This window comes from Prosthecobacter fusiformis (genome assembly GCF_004364345.1).
Classification (GTDB): domain Bacteria; phylum Verrucomicrobiota; class Verrucomicrobiia; order Verrucomicrobiales; family Verrucomicrobiaceae; genus Prosthecobacter; species Prosthecobacter fusiformis.
The window spans coordinates 85,519-104,625 of the sequence record NZ_SOCA01000012.1 but is presented as its reverse complement, the minus strand read 5'-3'; the positions used below and the strand labels follow the sequence as shown (position 1 = coordinate 104,625).

Annotated in this window: 16 protein-coding genes; 11 read left to right on the top strand and 5 right to left on the bottom strand. The window is 58.8% G+C overall.

What is annotated here, in order from left to right:
* Position 1 precedes the first annotated feature (1 nt).
* The 7 genes from EI77_RS21170 (at position 2) to EI77_RS21135 (ending at position 7,616) form a co-directional block, all read left to right on the top strand.
* A complete protein-coding gene (locus EI77_RS21170) occupies positions 2-2,005 on the top strand; it encodes a DUF4838 domain-containing protein (RefSeq protein WP_133797314.1) in 2,004 nt (667 codons plus the stop codon).
* A 17-nt stretch (positions 2,006-2,022) separates the two neighbouring features.
* Positions 2,023-2,520, top strand: a complete 498-nt coding sequence (locus tag EI77_RS24230; RefSeq protein ID WP_133797313.1) for a DUF2750 domain-containing protein — start codon at positions 2,023-2,025, stop codon at positions 2,518-2,520.
* Between the two features lie 150 nt (positions 2,521-2,670).
* Entirely contained in the window at positions 2,671-3,408 is a 738-nt protein-coding gene (locus EI77_RS21160; protein WP_133797312.1) for a hypothetical protein, read from the top strand.
* A 291-nt stretch (positions 3,409-3,699) separates the two neighbouring features.
* Positions 3,700-4,422, top strand: a complete 723-nt coding sequence (locus tag EI77_RS21155; RefSeq protein WP_133797311.1) for a 3-keto-disaccharide hydrolase — start codon at positions 3,700-3,702, stop codon at positions 4,420-4,422.
* Positions 4,423-4,461: 39 nt separating this feature from the next.
* The gene (locus EI77_RS21150) at positions 4,462-5,196 is read left to right on the top strand and encodes a hypothetical protein (protein ID WP_243838979.1); all 735 of its coding nucleotides are present in this window, start codon (positions 4,462-4,464) and stop codon (positions 5,194-5,196) included.
* 528 nt (positions 5,197-5,724) lie between these two features.
* On the top strand, positions 5,725-6,771 hold the full coding sequence (locus tag EI77_RS21140) for a type IV toxin-antitoxin system AbiEi family antitoxin (RefSeq protein WP_133797309.1): 1,047 nt from the start codon (positions 5,725-5,727) through the stop codon (positions 6,769-6,771).
* Positions 6,768-7,616, top strand: a complete 849-nt coding sequence (locus tag EI77_RS21135; protein ID WP_166647423.1) for a hypothetical protein — start codon at positions 6,768-6,770, stop codon at positions 7,614-7,616. The genes EI77_RS21140 and EI77_RS21135 overlap by 4 nt, the downstream gene beginning before the upstream one ends.
* 384 nt (positions 7,617-8,000) lie before the next feature.
* Here EI77_RS21135 and EI77_RS21130 read toward each other — a convergent pair whose 3' ends face one another.
* Positions 8,001-9,431, bottom strand: a complete 1,431-nt coding sequence (locus tag EI77_RS21130) for a KAP family P-loop NTPase fold protein (protein WP_133797307.1) — start codon at positions 9,429-9,431, stop codon at positions 8,001-8,003.
* 95 nt (positions 9,432-9,526) lie between these two features.
* Between EI77_RS21130 and EI77_RS21125 the strand changes: the two genes are divergently transcribed.
* Positions 9,527-10,489, top strand: a complete 963-nt coding sequence (locus EI77_RS21125; RefSeq protein WP_133797306.1) for a hypothetical protein — start codon at positions 9,527-9,529, stop codon at positions 10,487-10,489.
* A 284-nt stretch (positions 10,490-10,773) separates the two neighbouring features.
* Here the strand turns inward: EI77_RS21125 and EI77_RS21120 are convergent, their stop codons facing one another.
* The 4 genes from EI77_RS21120 to EI77_RS21105 form a co-directional block, all read right to left on the bottom strand.
* Positions 10,774-11,826 carry an Mrp/NBP35 family ATP-binding protein gene (locus tag EI77_RS21120; RefSeq protein WP_133797305.1) on the bottom strand — a complete coding sequence of 351 codons (1,053 nt, stop codon included), beginning with the start codon at positions 11,824-11,826 and terminating at the stop codon, positions 10,774-10,776.
* 208 nt (positions 11,827-12,034) lie between these two features.
* Positions 12,035-13,795 carry a phosphoenolpyruvate--protein phosphotransferase gene (ptsP, locus tag EI77_RS21115; protein WP_166647422.1) on the bottom strand — a complete coding sequence of 587 codons (1,761 nt, stop codon included), beginning with the start codon at positions 13,793-13,795 and terminating at the stop codon, positions 12,035-12,037.
* A 179-nt stretch (positions 13,796-13,974) separates the two neighbouring features.
* On the bottom strand, positions 13,975-14,964 hold the full coding sequence (locus EI77_RS21110) for an efflux RND transporter periplasmic adaptor subunit (RefSeq protein WP_166647421.1): 990 nt from the start codon (positions 14,962-14,964) through the stop codon (positions 13,975-13,977).
* 87 nt (positions 14,965-15,051) lie between these two features.
* Entirely contained in the window at positions 15,052-15,687 is a 636-nt protein-coding gene (locus EI77_RS21105) for a hypothetical protein (RefSeq protein WP_133797302.1), read from the bottom strand.
* Between the two features lie 202 nt (positions 15,688-15,889).
* Here EI77_RS21105 and EI77_RS21100 point away from each other — a divergent pair, with 202 nt between their 5' ends.
* From EI77_RS21100 to EI77_RS21090, 3 genes are all read left to right on the top strand, one after another.
* Positions 15,890-17,962, top strand: a complete 2,073-nt coding sequence (locus tag EI77_RS21100) for an FAD-dependent oxidoreductase (RefSeq protein ID WP_243838977.1) — start codon at positions 15,890-15,892, stop codon at positions 17,960-17,962.
* 343 nt (positions 17,963-18,305) lie between these two features.
* Positions 18,306-18,560 (top strand): addiction module protein, encoded by a 255-nt coding sequence (locus EI77_RS21095; RefSeq protein ID WP_166647420.1) that lies wholly within the window; start codon positions 18,306-18,308, stop codon positions 18,558-18,560.
* On the top strand, positions 18,557-18,853 hold the full coding sequence (locus EI77_RS21090; protein ID WP_133797300.1) for a type II toxin-antitoxin system RelE/ParE family toxin: 297 nt from the start codon (positions 18,557-18,559) through the stop codon (positions 18,851-18,853). The genes EI77_RS21095 and EI77_RS21090 overlap by 4 nt, the downstream gene beginning before the upstream one ends.
* Positions 18,854-19,107 lie beyond the last annotated feature (254 nt).

Sequence of the window (19,107 nt, the reverse complement as noted above, 5' to 3'; positions counted from 1 at the left end):
TATGAAACATGCGCTCCTGTTCCTTCCTCTTGGCGTTCTTTTTTCGGTGGGCCTGCTGATCCCGGGAGGTGCTGTGGCGGCGGATTTGACGCTGGTTTCCAAAAGCGTGGCACCAGCCCCCATCATTGTTTTTGCGGACGCGCCGCCACGCACGCGGGCGGCGGCGGTCACTCTGGCGGAGGCGATTCAAAAGATCAGCGGGGTGTTGCCTCCGGTCATGGATGGTGTGCCGCAGCCGATGCCAGAGCGGGCGATCTGGGTGGGCTATCAACCGGCCCTAAAGGCGCTGTTTCCGAAGACGGATTTTGAGTTTCAGCATCCTGAGGAAATCCTCATCGCGGCGAATGAAAAGCACGTGGTCATTGCGGGGCGGGATCGGTGGGATCCGGCCCGGATGGATGTGGTGACGAGGGAGGGAAAGATCACGGGCATGCAGCAGGAGTACGGCACGGTGAATGCGGTCTATACTTTCCTGCAGGACCAACTGGGCGTGCGCTGGTTTTGGCCGGGGGATCTGGGGGAGGATGTGGTGGCTCGGGAGAGCATCGACGTCGCGCCGATGGAGTATCGGTATCATCCGCAGATCCGCTCGCGGGAGGGTGTGTTTAATTTTTCATCGCTGGGTAATCGCGGGTATGGCCGCGCCCATGACTGGACGATGCAGCAGCGGTTGCAGCTCTGCTCTCTTTCCATGGAAGGCGGGCATGGATTTGGGGATTGGTGGGACCGTTTTCATAAGACCCATCCAGAGATCTTTGCGCTGCAACCTGATGGCACGCGCAGTGGGTTCCCTGCCCCACGCACGGCCAAGCTGTGCATGAGCAACCCCAAGGTGTGGGACCTGTGGATGCAGGAGGTGGCGGCGGATTTGGCACAAAATCCATCGCTCACCGTCTTCAACGCCTCTCCCAATGATAGCTGGTCCAGCGGGCATTGTGTGTGTGATAACTGCTCCGCCTGGGATCATCCGGAGGGTGAGCCGCGGCTGTTTCACTACAAAAAATATTCCGTGGAACGCCCGGCGACGAGTGATCGCGATGTGACCTTTGCCAACAAGCTGGGCGAGCTGCTGAAAGAGAAGTATCCGGGCAAGGACTACCGGGTGCTCATGCTCAGCTATGGCCACTCCCGGCCTGCGCCGGTGAAGGCGCGCCCGGCGGATAATGTCATCATGTCCATCGTGGCGAATTTCTTTGGCCGCACGGGTTTGGTGGATCGCGGCTCCACGCGCGGGGATACGTATCGCCAGCAGTTCGAGGCCTGGGCCGGGATCGTGCCCGCCATGATGTGGCGGCCGAATACGGGCAGCCCCGGCGGCTGGCAGCAGGGCCTGCCGGACCTGTCCACGCAACAGACCATCCGCGATATCAAAGACGTGGCCGCTGCGAATTGCGTGGGCATTTTCATCGATGGTGTGTGGGAGCACTGGGCCACCCAGGGGCCGCAGCTTTACGTCATGGCGCAGCTTGTTTGGAATCCCCAGACGGATGCGGATGCCATCCTGAAGGACTATTATCAACGCGCCTTCGGCCCCGCCGCCGCGCCCGTTCAGGAATACTTCGAGGGACTGGAAAAAGCCCGCATGGCCTTCACCGCCCAGAATGGCGAGGCCGATGTATTCGGACTCAAAGACCTCTATACCGAGGCCCTGCTCAGCGAATCCCAAGCCCGCCTCACCCGCGCCGCCGCCGCCGTCCCTGCTGAATCCGTGTATGCCCGCCGCGTCGCCTTCGTGCAGGCCGGCCTCACCTATACCCGCCTCCAGGCAGACAACATCCGCCTGATGGAAGGCTACTGGAAAAAGAAGAACCCCGAGATCGCCACCCAAGTGAGAGCGAACTGGAAAGAGATCGACTCTGTCATCGCCGCCCACCCCTACGCCCTCAACGCCGGCCCGATTCGCCCCGGTGCCCCCCGCACCCTCGGCCTCCACCCGGACCACGGCCGGGCCAAGGTGAAGAAGGTGAGCAAGAAAGCGAAGGCGGACGATTTGGATTTGAATTGAGGGGGGGGAAGGCAAAAATGGTGGTTAAGTGCGCACAATTCGGGTTTAAATTACCTGTTCGCCTAACTCCAGCGTCACTCGCCATGCTCCGAAACACAGCCGACTGCCAAGCAGACCTTGAGAGGTTTATCAATCGAGTCGCAGCATCGGAGACGGTTTGGTATCTCCGTTCCGAGCACGGCACAGCCTCCTGCGAGTCCAACGACTTCACGGCTGACGACGATGGGCCTGTTACGGTGCTTTTGTACTTCTCGGACGAGGCATACGCAAGACGATGCCAGAATGCTCAGTTCGATGACCACACGATCGAGAGTATGCCGCTTTTCGATTTTCTATTTCGATGGCTGCCCGGCATGAGTGGCGATGGGGTCATGGCTGGCCCTAATTGGAACCATGAGCTAGTGGGCTTGGAGCTCGATCCATTGGAGTTGAGAGAGCAGATTGACTCGGCTTTGAGTCCAGCTCAGATGGCCACCCATGCGGAGAGATACCGCAGCCTCACCCAGTTACCATGACCACCCGACACAGACCAACGAAGGCGCACAAAGCGCTGGTGCCAACCGCCGGGGATGCACTGTCGGAGATGCTTTCCGTAACTTTAACCCGCCATGCTGTCTCCACGCTTACTCTCGCCCGGCGGTCGGCACATCTTTGACCTTCGGCATATGAAAAGTAGCATTACTTTCGCACTGGTTGTTTGCGCTCTTGCCGCGTTTCCGATCGTCAATCCGCGGCACACAGCCGGATCAATTACTCCAGATGAGTTGATTGCGGGACTAGCATTTTGGCCAGCCTTAGCTTTCTCGGCGTTCGGTGTTGTTGCAGGCCTCTATCTTATGATCACCATCTCGGAGGACCGTGGTCTGGGTGTCTTGTGGCTGCTGTTGGGTTCTGCTCTACCCCTCTGCGTCTCATCCAAGAAGGCGGCTTTTGATGCCGCGTTTGACGAGCGGCATGCATGGTTTGATCAGACATCAGGCGCTGGTGCATTGAACTTCTATATTCATCAGATTATAATGGAGGACCCTGATGCCATTCACTTCATTGATGACACGGAGGAGGTTACTATTTCTGGCCTTGCTGAGCGTGTTCGGCGTGACGGTTCCATTTACTACCACGATCACAGCGGTAGGACGCGGCCTATGCAGATGGATGGTGACAAGATCCTCAGCCCATGGGGAGCGCCGATTCGATTCGCCGTTGATCGTAATCACGACGGATTCATTTCTGCCGGAGGCCAGAAGTCTAGCACTCGCTATGGCGTTGCGGATCCGTTTACATACGATCCTGGCTACAAGTATTTGAGGGCTTCCGCCGTTTTTGTGAGCTTGCCTGACCCTGTTCTCTCGCAGTCTGATTCGACGATGGTCACCCTCGACGACAACGACTTTAATCGGTTATAAAGGATGGATAAAGAGTAGTGACGAAAGACACAAAATGAGGCCGAACAAGTCAGTGGGGCAACGTCGGATAACGTCGATAGTTCGCCTCGCTATGGACGCCTTATTTCGCGGCTTGGCAGTGGACTCTATTAGATTCTTCATCGTCGTTATGTTGATTGCCACGCCATATTAGGTATTTTACTTATTAAGAAACCCCATAGCTTAGGGGCAGATGGGTGACCGATCTGGCGTCTTTTTGCAATCCGATAGACACGCCTCGCGCTGCACGTTACAACGGGGCTGAATCCAACCATGAAAACTCGTTTCCTTATTCCTGCACTGGCCGCGCTGGCTTTTGCTGTCTCTGCGGCTGAACCTGTCCAGATTTTTAATGGCACTGACCTGACGGGCTGGGAGGGGAATAAGGAGCTGTGGAGTGTGCAGGAGGGGACGATCACGGGGATCACGCCGCCGGACCCGGCGGATCCGACGAAGGGGATCATCAAGCACAATACTTTCCTGGTGTGGAAAGGCGGCACAGTGGGGGACTTTGAGCTGACCTTCAAATACCGGATCGAAAAGGGGAATTCCGGGGTGCAGTATCGCAGCAAGGAGCTGGAGGCGGGGGCTTTCGGGCCGATTTTGAGCGGTTATCAGGCGGACTTTGAAGCGGGGACGAAATACAGTGGCATTCTCTATGAGGAAAAGGGCCGGGGCATCCTGGCCCTGCGCGGGGAGAAGACGGTGATCAAGCCGGCGGCTGAGGGAGCCAAGAAACCGACGGTGGAAAAGGCGGGCACGGTGGGGGATAGCGATGCCATCCAGGCCGCGATCAAGAGCGGGGACTGGAACGAATACAAGATCGTGGCGAAGGGCAACCATGTGCAGCATTTCATCAATGGCATGCAGACGGTGGATGTGACGGATGAAGACACCGCCAATGCGCCGAAGGAGGGCCTGCTGGGTTTGCAGATCCACCAGGGGCCGCCGATGAAGGTGCAGTTTAAAGATTTCAACCTGGTGCCATTGAAGTAGGCATTGCCTACGGCTGCTGGCCGTATTTATTCCATGTCCATGTCCCCCCGCCCTTTTTTGGTCAAAGCCGCTCTTCTGTTCCTCACGGTGCTGGCCTTTGCCAGTACGCCTGCCCAGGCGCAGAATGAATACATCATCTGCTCCGGTGGACCGGCCCTGAGGAAATGGGAGGACCTGCGCATCCCTGCCCAGCAGCATGACCGCTGGTGGGGAAACTTCGTCCGCCCGGCCCGCGTGCGCATGCAGGAGCTCCAGCGCAGCCAGCCGCAGGGCACCATCATCACCTGGCTCGTCTACCGGGATGCCTACCTCCGCCGCGCCGGCGAGGACCGGGACCCGCTGACCAGCCACGTCCAGTCCGTGCAGAGCACCTACGGCATCAACCTCGTCTGGTTCCGCACCCAGGATGAGCTCATCAATTACATCAACCGCGGCGGCGGCCAGGTCTCCCGCAGCCGCAACAAGATCTCCGGTTTCGAGTTCTTCGGCCACTCCAACAAGTACTGCTTTCTCTTCGATTACAGCTCCGACGTGTATGCCGCCTCCTCCGTCTGGCTGCATGAAAACGACCTCCGTCGCATCAACCGCGGCGCCTTTGCCCAGGGCGCCTTCTGCCAGAGCTGGGGCTGCCACACCGGCGAAAGCATGAGCCGCGCCTGGAAAAAAGCCACCGGCGTCCCCATGGTCGGCGCCATCGGCAAGACCGACTACTCCTTCATGCACCTGCGCGGCTGGAAAGTCGCCCTCGGCCAAGGCGGCCGCTGGACCCAGTAAGGCCCCCAGGGCAGGGGAGTGCCAGGGCAGGGGAGCCTCCCCCACCCCGAAAGCCCCACCCTGCACCGCATGAAACATGTTGCACGGAGGGCGGCGGAAACTTGAACACGTGTTCAACTTCGGCCCCGACCCCGCGCCGGACAGCCCGATGATGCGGGCTCCTTCCCATCCCCCCACCTGACATTGAATCCCGCCGAACACCCGGATTTCGAAGGCCCAGCCAAAGTCGTCCCGACCTTCAGCCCGCGCAGACCCCCATTGAAGACGCGATCAGCTCTTTGATCAGAAGGCTATCACCCCCCGGCAGATCCCAGCGCGAGTTTTGCAACCGGTTGCAAACTTTCCGTCAGGAGCCAGGAAATGCCCCCGGTTGCCATGCTGGGTCAGGGAATGGAGGCCTTGATCGCCCACCGTGGAGACCAAAAAGCCCCCTTTTTCACTCCAAAGAGCTATTCTTACTGGCCAGTAAAAAGAGCGGTTTTCAGTAAGAAAGTTTGATTTCTCACTGAAAACACGCATTACTGCACAGTGAAGAGGGCCGAATCCAGTGAAAAGGGGATCATCCGTGATGAAGGGGAGCTCAAATCCCGCTTCCTGGCCCTGTTGTCAGAGGATCCGGACCTGCGGTGGCAGCCTCTGCCACGGGCGCAGGAAAACTTGATCGAGGTGGAGCTGGATCAACAAAAAATGCTGTTATGGCCGGTTTATCAGCTCAAACCCAGCCTCTCATCGCTGGTCAGGGTGAAGAGAGCGCCTGGTGACCCGCCGCCGCTGATCGTGACCCCCCAGCTCACTCCACGGGTGCTGGAGGCCTGCAAGCAGCAGGGGCTGGCCGCCATGGACCTGAATGGCCGCTGCTGGCTACGGGCTCCCGGGGTGCTCATTGATCGCCGTGCGCTGCCGGGACGCTCCTTCACCTCCTACCTGGAGCCGCGCAATGTCTTCGTGGGCAAGAGTGCCCGCATCATCCGCTGCCTGCTCACGGACCGGGACCGCCTGTGGACTCAGGCTGAGATTGGGCCGCGCACCCAGGCCAGTTCAGGCCTCATCTCCCGCATCATCCAGCACCTGATCAGCCAGGGATTTGTGGAAAAAACAAGTGCCCGGGAGTTTCGTCTTCGGGATCCCCTGGCGCTCCTGGATGAATGGGCGGATGCGGACCGTTTCTCGAAGCGCAACTACACCGGTCTTTATGCCGGGTTCTCCGCGCCGGAGGAGATGGCTCATCGCCTCCAGCAGTGGGCGCGTGAGGAGGCCGTGCCCATGGCCCTCACGCAATGGATGGCCGCCTGGCTGCGCCATCCCACCACGGAGCCGGTGGTCTGCTCCGCCTATGTCTCCCGCCTGCCGGAGGCCGCCACGCTGGAGCGGCTGGGGCTGCGCCAGGTGAGCGAAGGCGGCAAGCTCTGGCTGCATGTACCAGCCGATGAAGGCGTGCTGATGGAGACCCAGACGCGGCATCACCTGACCCTGGTCTCCGATGCCCAGATCTACCTGGACCTCCAGCGCATGGGCCTGCGCGGGCCGGACGCTGCCGCCGCCCTGCGTGAATGGACAGGTTTTTGCCGGCCATGAAATACGATGTTTACAGCGAGTACGAAGCGTCGCGGGCCAGCCTGGCCGAAAGCGCCTTTCTGACGGTGTGGTCCAGCCTGAGAAGCTGGCATGGAGACCTGGTGCTCGTGGGGGGCCTGGTGCCGAAATATCTGTGTGGCGATCTCTCCCAGGTACGCGCCCTGCCGCGTCCCGCCACCCTGGACGTGGATCTGGGCATCGCCCTGGCGACGGATTCCGGCACGTACGGGAACCTGCATTGGGAGCTCAGCGGCCAGGGTTTTCACCCCAACCCGAAGCACCCCTCACGGTTTGAAAAAGTCATCGGCAGCGTCACCGTGCCCGTGGATTTCCTGGCGGAAAAGCCGCCCCATGCCCGTGGCACCACCCAGGTGGAGGACATCACGGCCGGGATCATGCCCGGGGTGAACCGGGCGCTCGCCACCGCGCGGGAGGTCCCTCTCACCGGGGTGGACCTTTACGGCGCGCAGCAAACGCTCACCGCCCGGGTGTGTGAAGCCGGCCCCTTTCTCGCCCTGAAGCTCCGGGCCTTTCATCATCGCCAGCAGCCGAAGGACGCCTTCGACATCCTCTACACGCTCCGTCATTACGACCGCGGAATGGACGCCGCCATCGCCGCCTTTGCTGAGGAGGTGCAGGTGGGGAATCCAGCCTGTGAGGATGCCGTGCGCAGCCTGCAGGAGCACTTTCTCAGTGAAACCTCCCCCGGCCCCGTGAAAGCCAGCCACTTCGTCCTGGGGGCCGCCGGGATGGATGAATCCGCAGAGAGCCGCTTCACCCGCCTCACCCTGCGCCAGGACATGGTGGACGCCGCCCACGCATTGCTCAAAGCCGCCCGCGTTTGAGAAATTGTCCCCCAGGGCCTCCCTTGCGGCGCATGAAACATGTTTCACCGGCGCATTGGAAAACGTGAACACGTGTTCACAAAAAAAAATCGAAGCCAGGTCATGAGGCCCGATGAAAACGCGGGGTCCTTCTGAACCCCCGGAGGAGCTCGCGGCGACTGGTGCAACCGGTTGCAAAAACGGGCGTGGTCTCGTCCAGGATTCGGCCAAAAGCGCCCGCCAACGTTTTTTTAACCCTCACCAACAGAGTCTCCCGGAACCCGCACTTCATGCTCACCACCTGCGAAGGTTGGCTTCACGGCAGGCGGAGTGAACGCTTGTGCGCCATGGAGGCACCGTATCAATCGTTGAGCAGCGGTTCGCTTAAATTTGGAGAAACGAGATTTACGATGCGTTGTCCTCAAACCGGATGGCGTTTTCGATGCGCTGACAGATCTGCTTGAAGGGGGCCGGGTGATGACCCAGGGCGATGTTGAAACTCTTCTGGTATTGTGGGTATTCGTCATCAGGCACAGCCTTTTTCATCAAGTCGTGGGTGTTTGCGTCATAATTGCTGAAATCACTGTTGGTGCCGGTCATGTACAACTGGGCCCAATTGGCTTTAGACTTGTAATCCAAAGGGCTGAGCTGAAAAAGGAAGCGCATTTGGTCCGGTGAGTGGCCGCCCTGCCGAAGGTTTTTGTAAACTGCAGGGGCACCGACATACGCGAGGCAAAGGTAGAGGTAAGCCAGGGAGACGACTTCATTATGGGTGCTCATTTCTCCGTGCACGCCCTCAATGGCGAGACTGTGACCGAGGATGCGGAAGGCTTCATGAAGCTGGCGCGGGGTCATCCGCCAGGCACAGACCAGGGGCCCGGTCATGCGGACTAGGTAGTCGCCTCCCTTGAAGGCGCTGTTTCGCTGGCCCCTGCGGGTGACGTGTTTGGCGACCATCTCTTCCAGCAGTGTTCCGATGGAACCTGCTTCCGGCTCAGGGAGATTGAAGGTGCGGTGGCTGAATTTGCGGAAGTATTCGGGAAATTTCAGGTCGCTGCCGAAGAGGGATTTGGTGGAGACTTCCAGGTGATGGAGATCCACGGCGAGGACGAAGATCATACCCTTGACGTTGAAGACGTGCTTGATGGTCTCGAGGTAGCTGACGGCGTAGTCGGGGCGGCAGCGGTCAAGTTCATCCACGAAGACGATGACTTTGGTACTAGTGCCGGAGAAGGTGGCGGCCATTTGCTCTTTGAGCTTTTCCAGGGCATCTTTTCGCTGGTTAAAGAGGGTGATGAAGTCGGGCGTTTTGGCTGCCCGCTCCTTTTTTTTCTTCTCGGCGAATTCACCTGCTTTGACTGGATTGAGGCCGGTGGGTTTGGCGGCGACGTCGTTGGCAAGGCTTACGGAAAACCAGGCGACGTCTTTGGCGGATTCCCAAAGGGAGGCTTTTTCGCTGGGCTGGGGTGCGTCTTTGCCTTTCCAATGGTCCACGGCTTTGAGCAGGCCGGCGAGGATGGCGACGAGGGGGTCTCCGCAGTAGTCGCTTTCCCAGGCGTTGAGCATGACGGGCATGGGGGCGGTGAAGGCGGTTTCGCCAGCGGGTGATTGGCGACGGTTGAGGAGGTCGGTTTTCCACATCTCAAGGAAGGTGGTCTTGCCGCCGCCAAAGGGGGCATTGAGCGCGACGACGAGGCTGCCTTCCACAAAGCCGCTTTCAACGATGAGGTAACGCTCAAGCCTTTGGCAGAAGGGGGAGAGGCCCAGCTTATCGGTCTGCTCAAAGCTGAGGCTGGGCGGCGCGGAGGCCGGAGAGGCAGTGGAGGAGCTGGCCATACGATAGGTGTAATAGCGTAAGGCAAAAGTGACTGCTATAAAGATAAAATATTGTACTATGCAACGTTTAGTTGTTGGGCCTAAATCTACGTTTCATGGAATACGCGCCCGCCTCAGTCGAAGCACAAATAAACAATCTCATTGATACCTATTTGGCAGGTGAGCAATTTGAACCTGACATCTCTAAGCTTGGCTTGCGTATCTACATACAAGGGGATTCTTGGGCCGGGGTTGTCGATAAACCACTCGCCAAATTCCTCCTCGATCTTGACAAGAAGCTCAGTGATGAGCTTGCTAAACTTGGTATCGAACTTCCCAATACCCCGCATGGCTTGGTGGCCCTCAAAGTCGATGATGGTTCACTTGATGCGGTACTTCAATATGCGAAAGGAATCCTTCAAGCCGTGACAAAGATGAAACTTCGTGATCAACTTTTCATCTATCTGACCGCTGCAACGGCGTTAGGATTTGTAATGGGACCTGAAATTATTGAAAAGATTCAGGCAGCTCCAATCAGGGAAATTGAAGCGCGGGAAAAAGTCCAACTGATCGAAGCTGTGGGCAAGGTGATTGAGGCTACCAGGGATCTGCAGCAACCTGCGCGTGGGCTGGTCAATAGCATGAAGGAGAACGACCGTATTACACTGCCCGGACAAACCGGGGCCCTGACAAAAAAGGAAGCCAAAGACATCCTCGTTAAAAGCACCAGAAGTAAGCCTAAGCAGTATTACATAGATGGGAATTACATCGTTGAAGAGCTTTCCACTAAAAAGCCTGGCGAGTGGGAAATTGGACTGAAATGGGGCGACCAAACCTTCAGGGCAAAGATGTTACTGTCATCAAAAGAAGTTGACGACCTTATGGACTCATTCCAGTTGGCTCATTTATCGGGTAGTAATATTGCTCCAGATCTTCAAGTGACTGCTATGATCAACGCAAAGGGTGTTTATTCTGCTTCCGTGGTGGGGCTGGGTGATAGGCGCAAAGGATCGAACACCCTTGGAGAGGTCTATGCCGAGATTGAAGAGGCTGCGAACCGCGACGGGGAGGAAGAGTGACAGCCGTCGAAAAGGACTGAATCACGCCCCCCCGTCACAGCTTCTTCCAGTCCACTTGGGCGGCTTCTTTGGCGGGCATGCCTTTGCGTTCTTGGACGCGTTTCAGCAGTTTGGCTTCCACGAGATGTCCCTACCCTGGACTGAGTTACGTAAGCCCGTTGGGCTTGGGGTGACGAGTAGCGGGTGGAAGCTGGGGTGGGGGTTTTGGCGAGCTGAAGCTCTGGAGTACTTTGGGGCGGTTGACTGAAAGGGATGGGACTTATCCAGGGGAGGTAAACACTGCCTCAAGCGGGGACGGCGCTGCGGACTTGGTTGGCGATGGAGAGGAAGGCCATGGAGGCGGCGGAGGAGGTGACGTCCTCCAGGGCGATGGGGTGGCCTTCGTCGCCGGCTTCGCGGGTGGCCATTTCGATGGGGATCTGGCCGAGCAGGGGGACGCTGAGGCGCTTGGCTTCGTGCTCGCCGCCGCCTTTGCCAAAAATGTGATAGGTGAGGCCGTTGTCTGGGCAGAGGAAGTAGCTCATGTTTTCGACGATGCCGAGGATGGGCACGTTGACCTTTTGGAACATGGAGATGGCTTTGCGGGCATCGATCAAGGCGACTTCCTGGGGGGTGGTGACGATGATGGCTCCATCCAGGGCGACGGTCTGTACGATGGTGAGCTGGATGTCTCCGGTGCCGGGGGGGAGATCGAGAATGAGGTAGTCCAGGTTATCCCAGGCGCACTGGCGGAGGAACTGCTGGGTGTATTTGGTGGCGATGGGGCCACGGACGATGACGGGGGCGTCATCCTCCAATAGGAAACCCATGCTCATGAGCTGGAGGCCGTATTTTTCGATGGGGATGATCTGCTGCTCCTCGTTCTGATAGGGGCGCTCATCGGTGCCGAACATGTGGGCGATGCTGGGGCCGTAAAGGTCGCAATCGCAGAGGCCGACACGGGCGCCGGTTTTGGCGAGGGCGATGGCGAGATTGGAGGCGACGGTGCTTTTTCCGACGCCGCCTTTACCGGAGCCGACGGCGATGACGCGCTTGACGCCGGGGATGGAGGATTTCGGGAGGCGGTCGGCGGAGCCTGCGACGGGGTTCGGGGGTTCTTTGATGTCGAAATTCAGCTTGGCTTCGGTGACGCCGGGGAGCTTTTGGAGGACATCCATGGCCTGCTCATGAATGAGGCGGGGGATGTTGGGGTCGCGGGTGGCGACGGAGATCTCAACGGTGACTTTGCCCCCATCGATGGTGATGTCTTTGACGAGGCCGAAGGAGATGATGTCGCGGCTGAAGCCGGGATAACGTACCTGGGAAAGGGCCTGGCGGATGTCGGGGTCGGTGGGCATGTCGGGGGTTGGGTTACGCTTTCGCTAATGGTGAAGGACGAAAACTCAAGCGGGTTTCCGCGCAGAAGAAGGCGGGTGATTTTTGTGCATCCATGTTTTGAGCTGGATGCGTTGTTTTCGGAGACAGCCAAAAACTCCCAAAGAAGAAGCGCAGCCTGGAAACAGACTGCGCTTTTTCATTTTAAAGGGGTTTGAGCGAGGTCCGGGATTACTCAAACAAATCCGGATACAGTTCCTGGGCCATGGTGCGGCTCATGCCGAGGATTTGTTTGGGGCAGCCGAGGTGGCGGCAGGCATCGATGATGGAGCGGCATTCGGAGGCGTTGAGCTTGCGGATGGCGTGCTTGACGCGGGCGATCTGGCCGGTGGAGACGCTGAGCTCATCCAGGCCGAGGCCGATGAGGAGGGGGAGGACTTCGACATCGGCGGCCATTTCACCACAAATGCAGACGCGGATGCCGGCGCGGCGGGCGGCCTCGACCGTGAGCGCGATGAGGCGGAGGACGGCGGGGTGGGTGGGGCTGTAGAGATCCGCCACGCGCTCATTCAACCGGTCCACGGCGAGGGTGTACTGGACGAGGTCATTGGTGCCAAGGCTGAAGAAATCCACCTCCGCAGCGATGAGGTCCGCAGTGAGGGCGGCGCTGGGAATTTCGATCATGGCGCCGATATCCACCTGCATGGGGGCGGGGTAGCCTTCGGCGCTGAGCTCCGAGGCGCATTCGGCGAGGAGTTCTTTGGCGGCGCGGACTTCCCCGACATCGCTGACCATGGGGAACATGATGCCGATGGGGCCATGGGCGGCGGCACGCAGGAGGGCGCGGAGCTGGCGCTTGAACATTTCCCGCATGCCCAGGGAGACGCGGATGCCGCGCCAGCCGAGGAAGGGATTTGGCTCGGCCTCTGAGGCGAGCTGGTCATCCACTTTGTCACCGCCGATATCGAGGGTGCGGAAGATGACCTGGCCGGGGGTCATGATGCGGACGGCGCGGGTGTAATTTTCTGCGAGCCAGTCCTCCGTGCCTTCAGGGTCTTCGAGGTAAAGGAATTCGGTGCGGAAGAGGCCGACATTGGCGGCACCGCTATCGCGGATATCGCCCATTTCTTCGACAAATTCGGCATTGGCACAGACCTGGATGACGACGCCATCGGTGGTGATGGAGGGCTCGTGCCGGGTCTCGTGGAGGGCGTCTTCGCGTTTTTCCGCCAACTGCTCCCGCGAGCGGTATTTGGAAAGGGTGGCGGGGGTTGGGTTGAGGATGAGGGCACCCTCATTGCCATCCAGGAGGATGGGGTCGCCGGAATGCAGCTCCTCCGTGATGCCGTGAAGACGCACGACGGCGGGGAGGCCGAGGGAGCGGGCGATGATGGCGGCGTGGGAATTGCCGCTGCCGGTCTCGATGGCGAAACCGAGGACTTTGCTGCGGTCTAGCTGGACGGTATCCGAAGGGGTGAGGTCATGGGCGACGATGATGACCGGGTCCTCAAACATGGGGTGCTGCAATAGCTCCCCGCGAAGGTGGCGCATGACGCGATGGGTGATGTCCTTGATGTCCAGGAAGCGCTCGCGCAGGTAGGAATCGGCCAGGCCGCGCAGGGCGTCCATGTGCTTGCACATGAGCCGGTAATAGACGGCATCCACGCAGATGAGCTTTTCCCGGACGGTCTTTTCCACGTATTTGCGGATGGAGACGTCCTCCAGGATGAGGAGGTGGGTATCGAAGATATCGGCCTCGGCGCTGCGTTCTTCGGTGGAGACCATTTCCTTGAGCTCTTCGATCTCGCGATGGGTGGCATCCATGGCGGTGTGCCAGCGGGCGAGCTCGTTTTCCACCTCGTCTGCGGAGATGGGATCGGCATCAGGCTCATCAAAATCTTCCTTGAGCACATGCACGACGGCATGCGCGACCCCGGAGGAAACTGCGGTTCCCTGCCAAGTTTTCTCCTGAGTGAGAGTCTCCTGAATCATCGACTTCCAAAGTGGCGGGGGCTGCATCGTTTCGCAAATGAGAAACCATGCCCCAGTGAACTCTTACCGGGTAAGGGTGCAACTTTTCATCCCGGAATGGGGATTTGATGGGGTGGCGGGCGCTTTCCTGGGTGCCGGGGCGGCATCCCCTGCCCTGGCGGGAGGAGGCCTGGATTCGTTTACCGGGGTGAGGAGCCGGACAGGGTGGGGGTCTGGAGGGGCTTGGTGCCGCCGATCATGACATCCACCTGCTGGCCGACATAGAGCTGTTTCCCCTCAGGGATGGGCAGTTCATAGATGACTTGGAGGACGCGGGTATCCACGCGCTCCGTGCTGGCACCGGTGAGGGATTGCTTCGGGATGACGAAGGGCTCGATACGGACGAATTTGAGTGGGTAGCCATTGATGGAATCGCCTTTGACGTAGGCGGTGGCGTCTTCGTCTTTGCGGACCTGCATGGCGTTTTGCTCATCCACATCGGCCCGGACCTGGAGCTTATCGAGGTCCCCGAGGATCATGGCGGCGAGGCGGTTTTGAATGGAGGCGTATTCGCCCTCGCGGATGTTTACCTGGAGGATGGTGCCGGGGCGCGGGGCGCGGATGGTGAGGCGATCAATGAGCAACTGAGTCTGGCGGACATCGGCCTGGGCGGCGGCGAGCTGGGCCTGGGCCGAGGCGACCTGGGCCTGGGCGACGGTGAGGTCGTTGGTGCGGTTGCGCAGGTCATCCTGGCTGATGGCGCGCTGATCGGTGATGGATTTGAGGCGATCGAGGTTGTCTTGAACCTTCAGGCGCTGGGCGAGGGAGATGTCCAGCATGGCCTGGTTGACGGCGATGGCGGCCTGGGCCTGGATGAGCTGGGCCTGGAGCTCTCGGTCATCGATCTGGAGGAGGGGATCTCCCTTTTCCACCTGCTGGCTGACTTTCACCATGACGTGGGTGACCAGCCCGGCAATGGGGGTGCCGATGGCGACGTTTTCCTCCCGTGCCTCAATGATGCCGGTGGCGGCCAGGCGGGTGCCCACGGGCTTTTCCGGCGGCTGCACCGGCGGCGGTGGGATGACGTTTTCCTGAGCCCGGATCTGCTGAAGGACCTGCGTCATGCTGAAGACCCCAAACAGGGCGACGGCAATGGTGCCATAACGAATGACGAGGGGGAAGATGTTCATGGAGGGGAGACGGGGGAGCTGTCTCTGGATACGTCCCATCCTCCACCATGTTCAAAATTCCTCAAGCCAGTCTCCAACACTTGTGGCTCAGAAATCGATTAGGTCCGCTACCAGGGAGTGTGGAATCATTGCGATCAGCCCATTCCGCCCAGGCTCTGCCAAACAGGGAATTACCTCGATTTGCAAAGTCTTCGTCGGTAGAAATTCTCCCAAAACCATGAGATCGAAGGCAATTACCTTCACCCCACCAGCATTAAAATGACGTCGTCGCTGGAAACAATAGTCCTGATCCCCCAGAAGTTTGGCGATCTTCTGTTCATGAGGCTCTGCTGCCCGCCCTAATGCCAGATCGGCGACCCGAGCCCGCATTTTTAACATCTGCCGGTCATCGCGCCCCTCATTAAAGTTGCCGATTACCAAGGCTGGAGCCACCACTCCAGGCGTATATTTCAACTCTTCATTACAGATGACGACATAAGTGAAAATGAATTCTCCTTTTTTCGCCAGACGAATATAACGGCGGCGCAGGCCCGGGGTAAACAGGTCGCCACTGAACAATTTTCGCCAGGCCCCTGCTGAGGCTGAAAACTGGAGAAACAATGGCAAAAAGATGCCCGCGAGGATGAGGGTTATTCGAGAATGACCATGAAGCTGAACAAAGTGCTGGTCAAAACTTCCACTCGCAAAATACTCGCCTGCACGCCGCCGGATTTCGTCAGTCACTTCCTTGCTCATTGCATGCCTATACCAGTCACTTAGGTATACAGTCAAGATTCAGTTTAATAGGTAAAATCTTCAATTGCATTCAAATCAAAAACCCGCTTTCCACCCAATGGATCAGCCAGCTTAAAAGGTTTCATAAAATGCACTTCTGCCGACCTTCCTGAAAGATCCTGCCATCCGAGTGCGCCTTTCTCTGTCCACCATGATGCGTTCTTTAATAGCTTCCTGTCTTCTTTTACCCTCTCTCCTGGCCGCAGCGGATTCAGCGGATGTGATTATTTATGGAGGCAGCTCGGGAGGGATCACGGCGGCGATTCAGACGGCGCGGATGGGGAAGAAGGCGATCCTGATTGAGCCGACGCAGTTCCTGGGTGGGCTGACGACTGGGGGGCTGGGGGCGACGGACATTGGCAATAAGAAGGCCATCGGCGGGATGTCGCGGGAGTTTTACGGGAATATTTTCAAGTATTACAGTGATGAGGGCAAGTGGAAGCATGAGAAGCGGGAGGCCTACTTTGCACGCAAGCCGCATGGCAATACGGGATCTGAGGACACGATGTGGACCTTTGAGCCGCATGTGGCCTCAGCCATTTATGAGGCGATGCTGAAGCCGGTGGAAGGCAGTGTGACCATCGTGAAAGGTGAGCGGCTGGACCTGAAAAAGGGTGTGGTGAAGGAGGGGGCGAAGATCACGAAGATCCTCATGGAAAGTGGCCGCGAATTTAGCGGACCGATGTTCATCGATGCGACTTATGAGGGGGATCTGATGGCGAAGGCGGGGGTGAAGTATCACGTGGGCCGCGAGGCGAACAGTGTGTATGGCGAGAAGCTGAACGGGGTGCAGGTGGGGCATAGCCACAGCCACCAGTTCATCGTGAAGGTGGATCCCTATGTGAAGAAGGGTGATCCGAGCAGCGGGCTGCTGCCGGGGATCGAGAAGGATCCGGGGGTGGAATTCAGCGGGGACCGCAAGGTGCAGGCATACAATTTCCGCATGTGCACGACGGATGTTGCAGAGAACAGGCAGGACTGGGAAAAACCGGCGAACTATGATGAGCAGTGGTTTGAGTTGGCGCTGCGGAACGTGGAGGCGGGGGATCACCGCATCTCCTGGGCACCGGGATGGATGCCTAACCGGAAGACGGATACGAATAACAAGCACGCTATCAGCACGGACTTCATCGGGCAGAACTGGGACTATCCGGAGGCGGATTATGAAACCCGCGCGAAGATTTGGAAGGCGCATGAGGACTGGCAAAAGGGGCTGATGTGGACGTATGCGCATCACCCGCGGGTGCCGGAGGCGATCCGTAAGGAGTTTCAAAAGCTGGGCCTGGCGAAGGATGAATTCCCGGATAATGGCCATTTCCCGCGTCAGCTTTATGTGCGTGAGGCACGGCGGATGATCGGTGACTACGTGATGACGGAGAAGAACTGCAAGCGGGAGGAGATCGTGCAGGACAGTGTGGGCATGGGGGCCTACAACATGGATTCCCACAACATCCAGCGGTACGTGACGAAGGATGGCTACGTCCGCAATGAGGGGGATGTGCAGGTGCGCAGCCGCCCGTATCCGATCAGCTACCGGAGCATCCGCCCGAAGGCGGAGGAGTGTACGAATCTGCTGGTGCCGGTGTGCCTGAGCGCGAGCCACATCGCCTATGGCAGCATCCGCATGGAGCCGGTCTTCATGGTGCTGGGGCAGAGCGCGGCGACGGCGGCGGTGCATGCCATCGAGCAGGGTACGACGATCCAAGGCATCGACTATGAGAAGCTGAAGGCACGGCTGGAGCAGGACGGGCAGATGCTGGACTTTGAGACGCCAGCACTGCCGGAGGGATTCGCGTACCCGAAGGCGAGCCTGCCGGGCATCGTGGTGGATGATGCAGAGGCGGAGTTGACGGGCTTTGATAACAAAGGCTTTACCAGCCCCGGCTTTGTGGAGCAGGGCTATCGGCATGACAACGGCCAGGACAAGGGGCCGCAGCGGGCACGCTTCACGGCGGATCTGCCGAAGGCGGGGCGGTATCAGATCTCTGTCTCCTACAACACGAATCACAATCGCTCCTCCGCCGTGCCGGTGACGATCCACCATGCGGAAGGTGAAACGGTGGTGATGGTGGACCAGAAGAAGGCACCTGCGGGGCCTAACCATTTTCAACCGCTCGGCAGCTTTTCCTTTGAGGCGGGCAAGGGCGGCTGGGTGGAGATCAGCAACGCGGGGACGACGGGTTTTGTGATGGTGGATGCGGTGCAGTGGCTGCCGGTGAAGTGAGTTTTTTGAGAGGGGCTGGGGCGTCCTTTGGGGGGCGCTCCAGGGGGGGGCCGACCTAACCAGAGGTGTGTGCGCCGGGGTGGTTAGGGGGCTTATTTACAGGATTACCAAGATTGCAGGATTAACAGGATTTTTTGGGAGATTGGGGCAGGCTTGGAAAGTACCGTGGGCACTCCTGCCCGCGACCCGTGCGCCCCCAGGCATCCTCGTTTGCGAAGGTTCCCGCTTTTCGATGCACCAGAACGCTCGTTCGCGGGCAGGAGTGCCCACGGTACTTGATGGGGCGGACGGGGATGCGACAGAGGACTCGACGAATCTGCTTCCTTGCATTAAAGTCATGGGCATGACAGCGAGCTTTGACACCGTTCTTGAATACGCACTTCAGTTGCCTGCCGAGGATCGTTCACGCATCGCTTCCCGTTTGATTGAAAGCGTGGATGAAGCTGATGATGTGGAGATGAGTCCGGCCTGGAAGGCGGAGATTGAGAGCCGCATGGAATCCATCCGTGAGGGAACTGCCACACTGATTCCTCATGATGAGGTTATGGCTGAAGTTCATCGCAAACTTGCTGCCCAGCGTGCTGGCAGATCTGCATGAAGATCCTCTGGCATAAGGCCGCAGTTTTTGAACTGGAAGAAGCGGCGCTTTATTATGGCGGTGTGGATGATGAGTTGGGCCTGCGGTTCACCGCTGCTGCCGAAGTGGCCATCGCTGAGATCAAGGCACGGCCGGAGATGAGGCGGAAGTTCGACGGGGAAGCCCGCAAGGCCCGCTTGAAAAGATTTCCCTATGCTGTGGTTTACTGGATAGAGGATGGGATGCTGCGGATCATCGCCGTCATGCATCTGCATCGGGAGCCGGGTTACTGGCATGGGCGGCTGAGGGATTAAATGGGAGGCGAGAGGGGGCGAGCGCTTTTTTGGGGTGGGGAGTTTCGATGATGAGGTGATGGTGGGAGGGGGCTTCGAGGTGGCTTTCCGCTCAGGGGACTGAGCGGGCTACTTTTTGAGGGATTGGGAGACATGGGGGGTTGGATCGGTCGTATGGGGCGTATTGGGCCTATAGACTTGAAGAGGGGGCTAAATCTGAGAACTGCGCACTGAGGACTGAGCACTTGTTTTTGAATGCCGACGGATCGTCGGCG